This is a genomic window from Aquipuribacter nitratireducens, from assembly GCF_037860835.1.
In the GTDB taxonomy this organism is placed as follows: Bacteria; Actinomycetota; Actinomycetes; order Actinomycetales; family JBBAYJ01; genus Aquipuribacter; species Aquipuribacter nitratireducens.
In genome coordinates, this window is record NZ_JBBEOG010000004.1 from 360,355 (window position 1) to 374,063 (window position 13,709).

Annotated in this window: 14 protein-coding genes and 1 tRNA gene; 7 read left to right on the forward strand and 8 right to left on the reverse strand. The window is 73.0% G+C overall.

Annotated features, from left to right (window positions below):
- Window positions 1-6: 6 nt before the first annotated feature.
- The 4 genes from WAB14_RS10435 to WAB14_RS10450 are packed head-to-tail and all read right to left on the reverse strand — an operon-like array spanning window position 7 to window position 3,673.
- Window positions 7-447: a hypothetical protein gene (locus WAB14_RS10435; RefSeq protein WP_340269583.1), complete on the reverse strand. Its 441-nt coding sequence runs from the start codon at window positions 445-447 to the stop codon at window positions 7-9.
- On the reverse strand, window positions 444-1,028 hold the full coding sequence (locus WAB14_RS10440) for a Cif family virulence factor (protein ID WP_340269585.1): 585 nt from the start codon (window positions 1,026-1,028) through the stop codon (window positions 444-446). Before WAB14_RS10440 ends, WAB14_RS10435 begins: the two co-directional genes overlap by 4 nt.
- On the reverse strand, window positions 1,025-1,909 hold the full coding sequence (locus WAB14_RS10445) for an ATP-binding protein (RefSeq protein WP_340269586.1): 885 nt from the start codon (window positions 1,907-1,909) through the stop codon (window positions 1,025-1,027). Before WAB14_RS10445 ends, WAB14_RS10440 begins: the two co-directional genes overlap by 4 nt.
- Window positions 1,910-1,957: 48 nt before the next feature.
- Complete coding sequence (locus WAB14_RS10450) at window positions 1,958-3,673, reverse strand: aminotransferase class V-fold PLP-dependent enzyme (RefSeq protein WP_340269587.1); 1,716 nt, start codon at window positions 3,671-3,673, stop codon at window positions 1,958-1,960.
- A gap of 141 nt (window positions 3,674-3,814) precedes the next feature.
- On the opposite strand from WAB14_RS10450, the gene WAB14_RS10455 reads away from it, so the two are divergent.
- The 4 genes from WAB14_RS10455 (at window position 3,815) to WAB14_RS10470 (ending at window position 7,749) form a co-directional block, all read left to right on the forward strand.
- The gene (locus WAB14_RS10455) at window positions 3,815-4,294 is read left to right on the forward strand and encodes a hypothetical protein (protein WP_340269588.1); all 480 of its coding nucleotides are present in this window, start codon (window positions 3,815-3,817) and stop codon (window positions 4,292-4,294) included.
- 73 nt (window positions 4,295-4,367) lie between these two features.
- Complete coding sequence (locus WAB14_RS10460) at window positions 4,368-5,570, forward strand: hypothetical protein (protein WP_340269589.1); 1,203 nt, start codon at window positions 4,368-4,370, stop codon at window positions 5,568-5,570.
- Window positions 5,571-5,601: 31 nt separating this feature from the next.
- A complete protein-coding gene (gene murJ, locus WAB14_RS10465; RefSeq protein WP_340269591.1) occupies window positions 5,602-7,320 on the forward strand; it encodes a murein biosynthesis integral membrane protein MurJ in 1,719 nt (572 codons plus the stop codon).
- Between the two features lie 9 nt (window positions 7,321-7,329).
- The gene (locus WAB14_RS10470; RefSeq protein ID WP_340269592.1) at window positions 7,330-7,749 is read left to right on the forward strand and encodes a VOC family protein; all 420 of its coding nucleotides are present in this window, start codon (window positions 7,330-7,332) and stop codon (window positions 7,747-7,749) included.
- Between the two features lie 24 nt (window positions 7,750-7,773).
- Here the strand turns inward: WAB14_RS10470 and WAB14_RS10475 are convergent, their stop codons facing one another.
- From WAB14_RS10475 to WAB14_RS10490, 4 genes are all read right to left on the reverse strand, one after another.
- On the reverse strand, window positions 7,774-8,127 hold the full coding sequence (locus tag WAB14_RS10475; protein WP_340269594.1) for an antibiotic biosynthesis monooxygenase family protein: 354 nt from the start codon (window positions 8,125-8,127) through the stop codon (window positions 7,774-7,776).
- Window positions 8,124-8,639: a GNAT family N-acetyltransferase gene (locus WAB14_RS10480; RefSeq protein WP_340269596.1), complete on the reverse strand. Its 516-nt coding sequence runs from the start codon at window positions 8,637-8,639 to the stop codon at window positions 8,124-8,126. The genes WAB14_RS10475 and WAB14_RS10480 overlap by 4 nt, the downstream gene beginning before the upstream one ends.
- A 24-nt stretch (window positions 8,640-8,663) precedes the next feature.
- Window positions 8,664-8,736 (reverse strand) — tRNA-Lys (locus WAB14_RS10485).
- Window positions 8,737-8,861: 125 nt separating this feature from the next.
- Window positions 8,862-10,676, reverse strand: coding sequence for an ATP-binding protein (locus WAB14_RS10490; RefSeq protein ID WP_340269598.1), 1,815 nt, complete (start codon window positions 10,674-10,676; stop codon window positions 8,862-8,864).
- Between the two features lie 490 nt (window positions 10,677-11,166).
- On the opposite strand from WAB14_RS10490, the gene WAB14_RS10495 reads away from it, so the two are divergent.
- From WAB14_RS10495 to WAB14_RS10505, 3 genes are all read left to right on the forward strand, one after another.
- Window positions 11,167-12,303 (forward strand): hypothetical protein, encoded by a 1,137-nt coding sequence (locus tag WAB14_RS10495; protein WP_340269599.1) that lies wholly within the window; start codon window positions 11,167-11,169, stop codon window positions 12,301-12,303.
- Between the two features lie 18 nt (window positions 12,304-12,321).
- On the forward strand, window positions 12,322-13,056 hold the full coding sequence (locus WAB14_RS10500) for an NYN domain-containing protein (RefSeq protein WP_340269660.1): 735 nt from the start codon (window positions 12,322-12,324) through the stop codon (window positions 13,054-13,056).
- Window positions 13,057-13,125: 69 nt separating this feature from the next.
- The gene (locus WAB14_RS10505) at window positions 13,126-13,704 is read left to right on the forward strand and encodes a hypothetical protein (RefSeq protein WP_340269600.1); all 579 of its coding nucleotides are present in this window, start codon (window positions 13,126-13,128) and stop codon (window positions 13,702-13,704) included.
- Window positions 13,705-13,709: the final 5 nt, after the last annotated feature.

The window sequence follows — 13,709 nt, forward strand, 5'->3', positions numbered from 1 at the left end:
CGAGCCTCACTCGAGGCGCGGTGTGCGGTCGGCGAAGGCGACGAGGAGCCCATCGAGGGTCCGCTCGAGCCGGTACAGCACGAGGTCCTCCCCGTCGCCGTGGTCGACCACCTGGGCCACGTAGACGACGACGCCGCCGGCCGTCGGCATGACCACCGACGGGCCGGCCGCCCGCGGCTCGGGTACGTCGGTCGTGACCCCCACGTCGGGTGGCCCGTCCTCCCACTGCGAGCCGTACACGTACGCCGACGGCCGCGTCATGGCGGTGAGCGCTGTCGAGTCCCCGGCGCGCAGAGCCGTCTCCCACTCGTCGATGAAGGCGGTCACCTCCGCCTCGGTCTCCGTGGTGTCGTGCGGTGCGACACCGGAGGGCAGCGCGAACGCGCCGACCGCCGTCCCCACGCAGCCCGAGAGCAGCACGAGGGAGACGGCCCGCACGGCGCTCACCGGTCCAGTCCCGTCACGTCCCCGAGCCGCGCGACGCGCAGGCCGTCCTCACCCGCCACCACCCAGAACACCAGGAGGTCCTCGGACCCGGGCCACTGCGCGTGCTGGGCGACGAGGTACGTCGACCCGTCGACGATCGCCACGACCGGCCGCCCGACCTGCGCGCCCGAGTCGAAGCTCCCGCGCCACGACTCCACCTGGAGCTGCGTGCTCGCGTCCCCCACGCTGCCGCCGAACACCTGGGCGTCGGGTGCGGCGAGCCGGCGGACACCGTCGACGTCCCCCTCGCGGACGGCCTCGTGCCACTCCCGCAGCAACGCCGCCACCGCCGCCCGCTCCGGGTCCGAGGTCTCCGGGGTCGCCACGCCGGGCGAGGCGAGCACGGACCCGACGACGAGGCCGACGACCCCGGCGAGGACGGCCAGGACGGCGACCGGGAGCCGGCGGCGCTCGCCCGGTCCCGTCCCGGCCGGGTCGCCGGGCACGAGCGTCGTCTCCAGCGCGGCCTCCTCGCGTCCGGCGCGGCCCCACGACCCGGGACGGGGCGCGTCCCGTCCGTCCGGCGTCCGACGGATGGTCACGGCTGCTCCGGAGGTCGGAGGGCGTCCAGGCGTGCCGCCTCCAGGGCGACGGTCGGCGGGGGTGGTCGGCCCGCCGCGACCGACCAGTCGGCGACGCTCTCCTCGTCCCCGGCCAGCAGGGCGGCAGGAGTCGGCTCCGCGGCCGCGACGAGCTCGAGGACGCGACGCTGGTGCGGCGGCAGCGCCGCGACCTGGTGGCCGACGAGGTCGTCGAGGCCGCCCCACGGCTCACCGACGCCGGCGGCCGCGAGCGCGAGCTCCCGGGCGAAGAGCGGGTTGCCGCCCGCCAGGTCCACCACGCGAGCGGCACGGTCGGTGTCCAAGGGGCGCCCGGCCGCCGCCGTCGCGATCCGGACGACGTCCCCGTCGCGCAGCGGCCCGACGTCGACGACCCGAAGCGTCCCCTCACGCAGGAGCGCCTCGACGTCGTCCGGCAGCGGATCGGTGTCACGCCGCGTGGCGAGCAGCTGCACGTCCCCAGGGCTCGTCGCGTACCGCAGCACGACCGCGGACATCGCGTCGGCGTGGTGGGCGTCGTCGAGCCACACGAGAGGGGCCTCGCCGGCACGGGCCAGCTGCCGCCAGCGCCGCGACAACGTCGCGAGCACCGCCGCGAGGTCGCCGCCCGCCGCGCCTGTCGGCAAAAGAGGAGCGAGGGTGCTGAGCGCCCGCCCGGACGTGCTGGCGCTCGCGAGGAGCCGGTCGACATGACGTCCGGCGTCGGACAGGCCCGTGGACCGCGCCACGCGCAGCGTCTCCTCGACGAGGCGGGACTTGCCGATCCCCGGCGGGCCGCGGAGCAGCACGTGCTCGCCCGCGGTCACGGCGGCCGCCAGCTCGGTGAGCGCCGCGTCCCGCCCGACGAACGGGAGGCTCCCCATGCAGCCTCAGTCTGCCCCCGGCGGCGCTCCTCGCGCAGCCCTTCCTGCTCAGCCGCTGAGCAGGCACGCCGGCGGCAGCTCGAACCACCGGAGGTGCTCGAAGTCGTCCGACACCTGCGGTGTCCGCGCACCCGGCACCGCCGCGGTCTCGGACGGCCGCGACCCGAGCAGTCGCTCCGCGTCCGCCAGGTAGCCGGCGAGCGCGGTCTCCGGCACCGGCTCGTCGTGACGCGGGTACGTCATCTCGCCCGTGATGGGGTCGTACGTCACCTGGTCGAGGCGCAGCGGCGGCTCGACCGGTCCGTCCCGGTGCCGCCACAGCCCCGTGCCCGGGTCGAACGTGTAGTCGGTGAGGAAGCGCCAGCCGTGCCGGGCGACGAAGCCGACCGCCTCGACGACGTAGTCGACGACCTGCTCGGACACGAAGTAGTTGAGGTTGACCCGCACCCAGCCCGGCTTGATGCCCTCGCAGCCGGTGGCGATCTCGCGCTCGAAGGCGTGCGAGCGGTCGAGGTCGATGCCGAGGAGGCGGTGCCCGTACGGGCCGGCGCACGAGCAGCCGCCGCGGGACTGGATGCCGAAGAGGTCGTTGAGCAGGGCGACGACGAAGTTGTGGTGCAGGTAGCGGCCGGGGCGACCGTCGGCGTCGGGACGCCGCACGACGAACGACACGATCGACAGCCGCTCCGCGGCGAGGTTGCCGAGGATCTCCATCTCCGGGACCTCCCGCCACCGGTCGACGGCGCGACGCAGCAGCGTCTCCTCGCGCGCCCGGATCGTCGCCACACCGACCGCGGCCTTCAGCTGGAAGACGAGCCCGGCGCGGATCGACTCGACGATCGCCGGCGTGCCGCCCTCCTCGCGGTGCTCGGCGTCGGCGAGGTAGCGGTGCTCGGTCGGGTTGACGTACGCGACGGTGCCGCCGCCCGGCACGACCGGCACGCGGTTGTGGAGCAGGTCCCGACGCACCGCGAGCACACCGGGCGTGCCCGGCCCGCCGATGAACTTGTGCGGGGAGCAGAACACGGCGTCCATGCCGACCTCGCCCATGCGGATGTCGACGTAGGGGGCGGCGGCGGCGTAGTCCCACAGCGCGAGCGCACCGTGGCGGTGGAGGAGGTCGGTGACGGCGCGGGTGTCGGTGACGATGCCCGTGACGTTCGAGGCGGCGGAGAAGGAGCCGACCTTGAGCGGACGGTCGACGTGCTCGCGCAGCGCCGCCTCGAGTGCGGCGAGGTCGACGTGGCCGTCGGCGTCCTCGGGGATCGTCACGACGTCGGCGATCGACTCCCGCCAGCCCAGCTCGTTGCTGTGGTGCTCGAAGGGGCCGATGAGCACGACCGGGCGCTCGTCGGCCGGGATGTGCGCCGACAGGTGGTAGCGGTCCTCGAGCCCGCACGGCAGCCGGATCCCGAGCAGGCCGATCATCTTGTCGATGGCGGCGGTCGAGCCGGACCCGCAGAAGATGACGGCCACGTCGTCGCCGGCGCCGAGGCCCTCCCGGACGAGGCGGCGGGCGTCCTCGCGGAGTCGGGTCGTCTGCAGGCCCGTGCCGCTGGACTCGGTGTGGGTGTTGGCGTAGCGGGGCAGCACCTCGCCCCGCACGAAGTCCTCGACGAAGGTCAGCGCCCGGCCGCTCGCGGTGTAGTCGGCGTACGTCACGCGGCGGGGGCCGTACGGCCCGTGCATGACCTGGTCGTCGCCGATGACGGACTCGCGGATGCGGCGCAGCAGCGCGGGCTCGTCCGCCGCTCCGCCTGCCATGGCCTCACGGTACGGGGCGGACGTGGCGTCCCGGCAGGGACCGGACTCCCGTGGTGGCACGGATGTCGGGGAGAGGGGCCGTCCCTAGCGTCGGGACGCGGCCGCACGGAGCGCGCCGGCGCACGACCCCGAGGAGGCCCCATGACCCAGGCACGAGCTCTGCGGATCGCCGTCGCGACGGCCGCGACCCTCACGATGGCCGCCGCGGCCGGACCGGCGTCGGCGGCCGCGCCGTCGAGCGAGCAGGAGGTCATCGAGTTCGAGTTCGAGTCCGAGACCCTTCCGGAGCTGTGCGGGATCCCCGGGCCCGTCATCGTCTCCGGCGAGGGCACGGCGACGAACCGGACCTTCGAGGACACCGGCAAGCAGGGACTGCTCGCGGTGCGCACGGTCAACGTCGCCATCACGTTCACTGCGGGGGAGCGCAGCATCACGGTCCGGGACGTCGGAGCGGACACCCTGCTCCGCATGCCGGACGGCTCGCTCATCCTGTCGATCGTCGGACAGCTGCCACGCGACTACAAGGGCGTCCTCAAGCTCGACCCCGACACCGGGGAGGTGCTCAAGGAGCCGACGCGTCTGGACGACGGCAGTCACATCTGCCGGGCCCTCGCCGGCTGACGGAGGCGCTCGCCCGGGCGGTCCCAGCACGCCTCCGTCGCCGTCTCATGTGTGACGGGTACCGTCCGGAACCGTGACAGGTCGCCGCGCGCTCGTCGTGACGCTGGGTCGCGCACGAGGTGCCCTCGCCGCGGTCCGCGCGCTCGACGTCGCGGGCTGGAGGGTCGGCGTCGGCACGCCCGACGGCGGCGGCATGGTCGGCGCGTCCCGCGCCTGCCGCGCGACGCACGTCGTCCCCCGACCCCGCGGCGACGGTCGCGACTTCGCGGGCGCCGTCGCCGAGGCCGTCCGGACCGGTGGCTACGACGTCGTGTTCGGCGGGGGCGACGACTGGATGGCCGCCCTCTCGCACCTGCGGGCGGACATCCCGGCCGTCGTCGCGCACCCGGCACCGGACGTCGTCGACCGCGCCCTCGACAAGGCGGGTCTCGTGGAGCGCGCCCGCGCCGTCGGCCTCGCCGCCCCGCGCACGGTCGAGGCGACGCCGGAGGCGCTCGAGGCGTGGCAGGGCCCGGTCGTCGTCAAGTGCCGCTCGCACTGGCGGCCCGGCCAGCGGAAGCTGCTGCGGGTCGAGGCCAGGTGGTTCGCCTCCGCCCACGACCCCGCCGCCCGCGAGCGGCTCGACCTCATCCGCGACTCGGGCCTCGAGGCGGTGCTGCAAGAGCCCGTCGACGGTGGGCTCGGCGCGCTCATCGGGCTCGTGCACGGCGGCCGGTTGACCGGTCGGCTCCAGCAGCGGGCGCGCAGCCTGTGGCCGACGCCGAGCGGGGTGTCGGCGAGCGCCGTCACCGTCCCGGTCGATGCCGACCTCGCCGCCCGCGCCGAGCGGCTGCTCGTCGACCTCGGTTGGACCGGGCTCGTCGAGCTGCAGTTCCTCACCGGCCCCGACGGCGTCCCGCACCTCATCGACCTCAACGGCCGCTTCTACGGCTCGATGGCGCTCACCGACGCCGCCCGGCCGGGGCTCGCGGACGCGTGGGGCCGGCAGGTCCTGGGCCTCGATGTGCCGGACCTGCCGGACGCGCCCGCCGGCGTGCGGTTCTCGTGGGGCGCGGGGGACCTGCGGCGCGCGAGCGTCGAACGGCGCGGTGGCCTGGTGAGCGACGTCGCCCGCACCCTCGCGTGGTCGGCGACCGCGCAGCGCAGCGTGTGGTCGCTGCGCGACCCGGGGCCCACGTGGCACCTCGTGACGGGGCGCCTGCGTCCCGGCCCGGCGCCGGACCCGCGGACCGTCGGCGACGAGGTCGACCCCGCCGCCGAGGGCGCCTGCGCGTGAGGCTGCTCCCCGGTCCGCTGCGACCGCCCCGGTGACGCCGGCCGACGTCACCGGCCGCCGCAGCACCGGTCTGGTGGCCGCCGGCATCCTCGTGTCCCGGCTGACGGGTCTCGTGCGGGAACGCGCCCTCGCCCACTACCTCGGAGCGGGCGGCGCAGCGGACGCCTTCACCGTCGCGTTCCGCATCCCGAACCTGCTCCAGCACCTGCTGGGGGAGGGCGTGCTGTCGGCGTCCTTCATCCCCGTCTACAGCCGCCTGCTCGCCCAGGGCCGGCACCGCGACGCCGGCCGCGTCGCCTCGGCCGTCCTCGGGCTGCTCCTCCTCGCCGCGGGCGGGCTCACGCTGCTCGGGGTCCTCCTCGCCGAGCCGCTCACGGTGCTCGTCGCGGCGGGCCTGCGCGCCCGGCCGGAGGTGTTCGACCTCACCGTCGACCTCGTCCGCATCATGTTTTTCGCCGTCGGGCTCCTCGTGGTGTCCGCGTGGTGCCTCGGGGTGCTCAACAGCCACGGGCGCTTCTTCCTGTCGTACGTCGCGCCCGCGCTGTTCAACGCCGTGCAGGTCGTGACGCTCGTCGTCGCGGCGCACTACCTCCTCACCGGTGTCGACGGCGGCGGTCCGCTCGGCGTCGCGCTGCAGGAGGACCTCGTCCGCTGGCTCGGGATCGGGACCGTCGTCGGGGGGGCGGTGCAGCTCGCCGTGCAGCTGCCGGCCGTCGTGCGGCTGACCCGTGGCCTGCGGCCTGTCCCGCGTGTCCGGGTGCCCGGCGTGCCCGACGTGCTGCGGGCGTTCGGCCCCGTCGTCGCGGCCAAGGGCGTCGTGCAGATCTCGACGTACCTGCAGGTGCTGCTCGCGAGCTTCCTCGCCGCCGGGGCGCTCGCGACCCTGCGGTACGCGCAGGTGCTGTACATGCTGCCGATCAGCCTCTTCGGGATGGCCGTCGCGGCGGCGGCGCTGCCCCGGCTGTCGGCCGAGGGCTCGACGGACACCGACGACGCCGTGGCGCGGGAACGGACCCTGCGCCGGGTCGACGCCGGCCTGGGTCGGGTCGCGGCGCTCGTCGTGCCGACGGCCACCGGCTACCTCGTCGTCGGCGACCTCGTGACGGCGACGCTGTTCCAGACCGGCGCGTTCGGCCGCCTCGAGGTGCTCGCCGTGTGGCTCGTGCTCGCCGGGTTCACCGTCGGTCTCGTCGCGACGACGTCCGGGCGGCTGCTGCAGGCCGCCCTGTTCGCGACCGGGGACACGCGCGTGCCGGCGGTCACGGCGACCGTCCGGGTCGTCGTGTCGCTCGCGCTCGGGGCGGTGCTCATGCTCCAGCTCGACCGCCTCGTGCTCGACGCCGACGGGCTCCGGGTCGTCGGCGACCTCCCGGCCTTCACGCCCCTGCCCGCGGACGAGCGCGACGACGTCGCGGGACTGGTCCGGCTCGGGGCGGTGGGGATCGCGCTCGCGAGCGGGGTCGCGGCGTGGGTGGAGCTCGTGCTGCTGCGCCGGGCCGTCGGCCGACGGCTCGGACGGGTGCGGCTCGGCGGGGGGCAGCTCGGTCGGATCGTGCTCGCCGCCGTGGCGGCGGCCGTCGTCCTCGTGCCGCTGCGGCCGCTGCTGCTGCGGCTGCCGCCGGAGCTCGAGGGCGTCGTCGCGATCGTGCTGTTCGCGCTCGTGTACCTACCGGTTGCGCGACTGCTCGGGGTGCGGGAGGTGATGGAGGTCCTCGCCGGACTGGCGCGTCGGCTGCGGCGCCGGGTCTAGCGTGCGGTGATGGTCGAGAGTCCCGCCCCGGTCCGGCAGCTGCGCCTCGTCGTCGCGACCGAGGACGCGGAGGCAGCGGTCGCGTTCTTCCGGGACGTCCTCGGCATGCCCGTCGAGGAGGCGTACGACGGTCCGGACGGCGCGCAGGTGACGATCCTCGGCGCCGGTCGGGCGACGCTGGAGATCGCCAACCCCGCCCAGCAGCGGTACATCGACGACGTCGAGGTCGGCCGGCAGGTCGCCGGGACCTGGCGCGTCGCTCTCGAGGTGCCGGACGCTGCCGCGGCGAGCGAGGCGGCCGCGGCCGGCGGCGCCGCGGAGGTGGCGCCGCCGACGCGGACGCCGTGGGACTCCCTCAACGCACGCTTCGACGCGCCGGGCGGCATCCACCTCACGCTGTTCCAGGAGTTCGGCGACGCCTCCGCCTGACGCCGAGGGCGCCGAGGCGTCGGATCAGCGGTCGTGAGGGGTCGGCGCGGTCCAGCCGTAGTCGCGGCCGACCGTCGCCACCCGCACCTGGTAGGCGGAGTACCAGGAGGCGCGTCCCCGGCGCTGGGCGACGAGGTGGGCAGCCACGTCCTTCCACGCGAGCGCGGCGTTCTCGTCGGTCCAGTACGACACCGTGATGCCGACGTCCTCGCGGGCGGACTCCATGCCGAGGTAGCCGGGCTGCTGGGCTGCGAGCTCGGCCATCGCCGCGGACATGGCCTCGTAGCCCTGGTCGTCGGCCTCGGTGCGTGTCGAGGTGAAGATGACGGCCGTGTACGGCGGCTGCGGTGTGCGCGCGAGGCCGCCGGTGTCGGTCACGGGCGAGCTCCCGACCCGGCCCAGTCGGCTCTCCGCAGCCGGAACAGCCGGAACGTCACCGATCCGTGGGTCACGGTGCCCTGGTCCCGGAAGCCGTACGGCGCGAGAGCGCGGGCGGGTGAGCGGCTGAACGGCAGCGAGACGACGATCTCCTCGAGCCCCAGCTCGCCGAACCCCCGGTCGACGAAGCGTCGGGCGACCTCCGCGCCGTGCCCCCAGAAGCGGGGCGCGAGGACGAGTGAGAGGTCGGCGCCCGCGTCCTCCCGCTGGAAACCGCCCCAGCCAGCGAGCCCGCCGTCGACGAGCACCGCCTCGGGACCGAAGCCGTGCTGCTCCCACTGCACATCCTTGTCGTGGACCCACCGGGCGGTGTCCTCCTCGGAGAACACGGTGGCCAGCGGCATGTGCCGGTGGTTGCGCGGCTCGTTGAGCAGCGCCCGCACGTCCTCGAGCGGCAACTCGGTGAGCCGCGCGAAGCCGATGCTCCGAGCCCGAGAGCCCTCCCCGTCCACGGGGAGAGTATGTCCGCGTGCGAGTGGGCCCCGTGGGGCTCGAACCCACAACCCGCGGATTAAAAGTCCGCTGCTCTGCCAGTTGAGCTAGAGGCCCGGAAGACGCTCGAGGGTATCTGTCAGACGAGCCGGAGGAGCGCGCCGGCCGACCGTCGCCCCCGGGGGCGCTGCTGGGAGCGACGCGGCCCAGGGCAGCGCGCTCACCTGTGCGGGCCTCGGGAATCAGTAACGGTCGGAACCGGGATCGATGACGAAAAACCGCCGCGACCGGCTGTGTGGCCCGGCCGTCTGTCCCAGACGGCCCTCTGTCAGCAACGCGTTCACCCGTCTGGTCGTGGTCGCGACACTGACCCCGAGCGTCTCGGTGATGGTCCTGGTGCTGTCTGCACCCGCCCGGACAGCCTGAATGACGGCCTCCAGCCCTGCGTCCCTTCCCCGAGGTACGGGAGCCCCGGGTCGGGGGTCTTTGGCGTCGTCGTCCTCGACGCCGACGATGCTCAACTGGTCCGCGCCATGGAATCCGGCGCCATCCGGTGGGGTCGCGGCGAGTTCGTACGTGGCGTACCGACGGCCCCCGAGCTTGACGGCCAGACCCTTGTCCACCAAGCCCCGCAACGCCGCAGTGGCATCGTGGGACCCGACGCCCCAGGCACGCAGCATCTCGTTGGAGACCGTCCCCGTCGTACGCATCAGCGCCAAGGCGATGTGCTGCTCGTCGGTGAGGTGCGCATCGGTCAGCGAGCCGATCCACGCGACGGTGTCGGGCTCGAGCAGCGCCTGCTGCGGGACGGTCACATGCACGTGCGCCGGAGTGACGTCGAAGCTCGGCGGACTCATCCCCGCTCTGCGCAGTCGCGCCATGACGAAGGACAACCCCGAACCCCGGTTCTCGCTCACGGGCAGGCCGTCGGCTCCGGGGACGTCAGCCAGGAGGCGGGCGAGGGTGGCGTTCCGGGTGGACGACACCTCCTCGACACCGAGCTGACTCGGAACCACGTTCCCGAAGAGACCCCCGGGACTCTTGACGACGAGACGGTCAGGGAACAGCTCGACCTGTACCTGCGTCCCTCGTGCTCCCGCGGAGTAGTCCCGGTGCAGGAGGGCGTTGACGACGAGCTCGCGGATCACCTCCACGGGGTAGTCGTGCCGGTCCTCCCGGCCACTTCCACGGATGACCGCAGCCGTGCGCATGTTCCGCCTGCACGCGGCGAGGACGCCCTCCAGCATCTGGGGGATCGTGCCGTCGCAGACGGCGTTGTCGAGGAAGCGGGTGCCGTCTGGCGCGGTGTCCCCCAGGGTCGATCCCGGCAGGGCGACGAACGAGACGAGCAGCTGTGGAAAGAACTGCTGAGGGTACTCGCCCAGGCACAGCACGCCGGCGACCGTGGGCCGCACCGTCCCGTCGTGGTCCCGAGTGGCAGCGCCTGCTCGGATGAGCATCTGCTCGCGCGTGAGGCCCGAGAAGGCGCGGCTCGACGAGGTGGCCAGCCGGGATCCGAGTACGTCGACGGCGGTGTCAGAGAGGTCGTCGAGGGTCGCCGTCGGCACTACCTCCGTGTCGTGCAGCGGCTGACTCCGGTTCGAGAGCAGCTGTGTGACCTCGTAGTGCGTCAGCCTCCGGTCACCGTCGCCGCTACGGAAGAAGGAGCCTGCGTATGCGCCCTTGGTCCGGATATGGCTGGGCTGCATCACCGGGTCGAGCGGGGGCACCTCGAGTACGACGACCTCGCGCCCCTCGAACGGGACGATGTCGATCTCGGCGCGCAACGGCGGCTCCATTGCATCGGCGCAGAGGCCTGCGAGTGCGTCGCGTACGGCCGATGCGTTGAAGCCCTCAGCGGGGCGGAAGCCCTCGGACTCGGCCAGCCCGAGGAGCACGACACCCCCCGATGTGTTCTGGAAGGCGGACAGCGTCTCTCCCGTCGACTTGGGGAGTCCGCCCGCGGCAGCCTTCACCTCGATGCGGGCGGTGTCCGTGCCGAGGCGCCTCACCCGGGCGACGAGCGTGGCCACCGTGTCTCGCAGCTCGTCAGCCATGTTTTGCAGTTTTGCAGTATTGCAACGCGCGCTGCAAGACATCTCCGATCCGGTGAACGCTCATGGGCCGGTCGCTCCTGGGGCAGACTGCCCAGGATCGACGACGGCGACGAGTACGGCAGGGTTCTGGCAGCACGGTGAGCACTCTGGGGAACTTCGTCTGGTCGATCGCGGACCAGTTCCGCTGCATCTACAAGCCGCACCGGTGTGTCCTGGCAGGGGCACGCGGTTCCGCCGAGTTCAGATCGGCAGACGACATGTCGACACCACCGCGAGTCAGACATCACGGGGTCGCGGTTCTCGGCGGCCCGACGAGGGGGAGTGAACGATGAGCGACGAGATCCACCTCATCAACGACGGCGAGGGCGTCCTCGTCATCGGCAACCCTGGTGTGGTCGAGCGTTTCCTCGACGCCGAGGGACTGCAGTCGAGGAGCATCGACCGGGCGCGGTTCTCCGCCGCCCTCGGTGCCGGGGGCGGTGCTGCACAGGTGGCGTCCGTCTTCGCCGAGCAGTCCGGACGCTGGGTGAAGCTCACGGAGAAGAGTGCCGTCGCCCTCAAGCAGTCGCCCGCGCTCATGAAGGGCTCCAGCGCCGGCGTGAACCGAGCGGTGTTGACGACGAGCAGCGGCAAGATCACCGGGCTGCTCGAGATCGTCGACCCGAAGACCGCGGGGGCGCTGCTCACGAACCCTGCCCTCCTCGCCGGCGCCGCCGGCGTCATGGCGCAGCTCGCGATGCAGCAGACGATGGACGAGATCACCGAGTACCTCGCGGTGATCGACGCGAAGATCGACGACGTACTGCGCGCCCAGAAGGACTCCGTCCTCGCGGACATGATCGGCGTCGAGCTGTTGATCGAGGAGGCGATGACCGTCCGGGACGAGGTGGGCAGGGTCTCCGACGTCACGTGGTCGAAGGTGCAGGGGAGCAGCCAGACGATCGCCACGACACAGTCGTACGCCCTCAAGCAGATCGTCCGCGTGGCGGAGAACCTCGAACGCGAGGACAGGGTGGGGGAGCTCGTCAAGGCGACGAAGAAGGCGGAGGTGTCGGTCCGCGAGTGGCTTGCCGTCCTGGCTCGATGCTTCCAGCTCCAGGACGCGTTGGCTGTTCTCGAGCTCGATCGGGTGCTCGATGCGGCGCCGGAGGAGCTCGACCAGCATCGCCTGGGGCTGCGTAAGGCCCGGCAGATGCGTCGGGACAGCTTCGCCGCAGCGACCGCGATGCTCCTCGAACGGCTCGACGCCGCTGCGAACGTAGCCAACGCCAAGGTGCTGATGAACCCCTTCGAGTCGCCGGCCGTGGTCCGGACGTGCAACTCCGTAGGGTTATCGGTCGAGGACTTCCGGGATCTCCTCGGGCTGGACGGCGACCGGCAGACGAGGAACGGGCGTCGCTGGCGCGACGCCGCGGCCGACGTGCGTGACAAGGTGGTCGATGGCGGAGCCGAAGGTGTGGTGGCCGCCAGACGCTTCGGTCTCGACGCGTTGGGGCGCGCCAGGGGTGCGACGGGGAGGGTGACCAGCGGCTTGTCCGACGTCGCCGCGCGGCGTCGCGTCACCCGGCGCGAAGGATCCGCGTCAGGGCAGTCGCAAGGTTCGTCGAGCGGGGCGAGCGATGCCTGAGGCCGTCCGCGTCTCCTCATCGACTGCGACAACGTGAGTCCCAGGACAGCCGAAGCCGTGATGGCGGAGACGGCGAAGCACGGGACGCTCAGCATCAAACGCGCCTACGGCGACTTCACGAGCCCTCGGCTGGCCGGCTGGCGAGCGCTCCTGCCGGCACTCGCGATCCAGCCCGTGCAGCAGTTCCCGTACAGCACACGCAAGAAGGCAACTGATTCAGCGCTCATCATCGACGCGATGGACCTGCTCCACAGCACGGGGACCGAGGTTTTCTGCATCGTGTCGAGCGACAGCGACTTCACGCGGCTCGCCATGCGGCTCCGCGAGGCCGGCCGGCGCGTGTACGGCATCGGCGCGCGAAGGACGCCGCAGGCCTTCCGCCACGCGTGCGACCGATTCACGTATCTCGAGATCCTGGCTGATGCCTCCCCGAGCGAGACGCCGAACACGACGCAGTCTGGCCCTGTGGCGGTCGACCAGGCCAGCGAGCCGGAGCCGATGGCAGAGCCGGAAGCGGTCGCGCCGCCTCTGGAGCCCCTCCTTCGTGCTGCTGTTGCTGCAAGGGCGAAGGACGACGGGTGGGCTCCGCTGTCCAGCGTCGGCTGGTACGTCGTCAACACCCACCCGACCTTCGACTCGCGCGGATACGGATACCTCAAGCTGGGGGACCTCGTTCGTGACCAGGCGTACCTCGAAGTCGACACACGGCTCGACGGCTCCGGGACGGGGCACCTCTGGGTGCGGCTGCGGTAGCGGCGTCGCCCCGCGACACGAGGCCGACGCTTCGCCGAAGGGGGCGAGCCCCCGTGCCACCCTGACGTCGTGGCCGTCACCCTGCAGGACTTCGAACCCGCCTTCGGCTTCGGCATGAACGCGGTGGCGGCCGAACGGAGCAGGTCGCTGTTCCTCGCCGCCGAAAACCTGCTGGGAAAGGCGGAGCGGTCGCTTGACACCGACGAGGCGCGTTCCCGCGCGCTCGTGAGACGCGCGCTCGACCTCGGCTACGACCCGCACGAGGAAGCCGTCCCCGCCCTGCAGACCGCGACGTTCCGCTTCTTTGAGGCCGTCGCCGACGCGGCGCAGAGCCTCGAGACGGACGACCAGCGCTGGCTCGACCTCGTCGAGCAGCTCGTCGAGTCGGCGACCGGCCTCGTGGGAGCCGCTGTCGTCGAGGTGCTCGCCGAGCTCTGCGACGACGGGGACCTCCACGAGCTCGAACCAGCCGAGCGGCGCCGGCTGCGGCGGCTCGTCCTCGACGCGCGCGCCCGCAGCGGTCGCGCGCCCGTGGAGGAGGGGCAGGTGGAGGACATGGTGCCCGAGGGGGAGCGAGAAGACGTCGTGCTCGGCCTCCTGCGCATCACGCGGGAGTACCGGACGGCTGCCGCACGCTTGGTGGGGTGAGGTGG

Bases quoted from the DNA above. Each gene is read 5' to 3' on its own strand.
- WAB14_RS10445 (WP_340269586.1), bottom strand. From the start codon at position 1,909: ATGGGGAGCCTCCCGTTCGTCGGGCGGGACGCGGCGCTCACCGAGCTG.
- WAB14_RS10450 (WP_340269587.1), bottom strand. From the start codon at position 3,673: ATGGCAGGCGGAGCGGCGGACGAGCCCGCGCTGCTGCGCCGCATCCGC.
- WAB14_RS10455 (WP_340269588.1), top strand. From the start codon at position 3,815: ATGACCCAGGCACGAGCTCTGCGGATCGCCGTCGCGACGGCCGCGACC.
- WAB14_RS10470 (WP_340269592.1), top strand. From the start codon at position 7,330: ATGGTCGAGAGTCCCGCCCCGGTCCGGCAGCTGCGCCTCGTCGTCGCG.
- WAB14_RS10490 (WP_340269598.1), bottom strand. From the start codon at position 10,676: ATGGCTGACGAGCTGCGAGACACGGTGGCCACGCTCGTCGCCCGGGTG.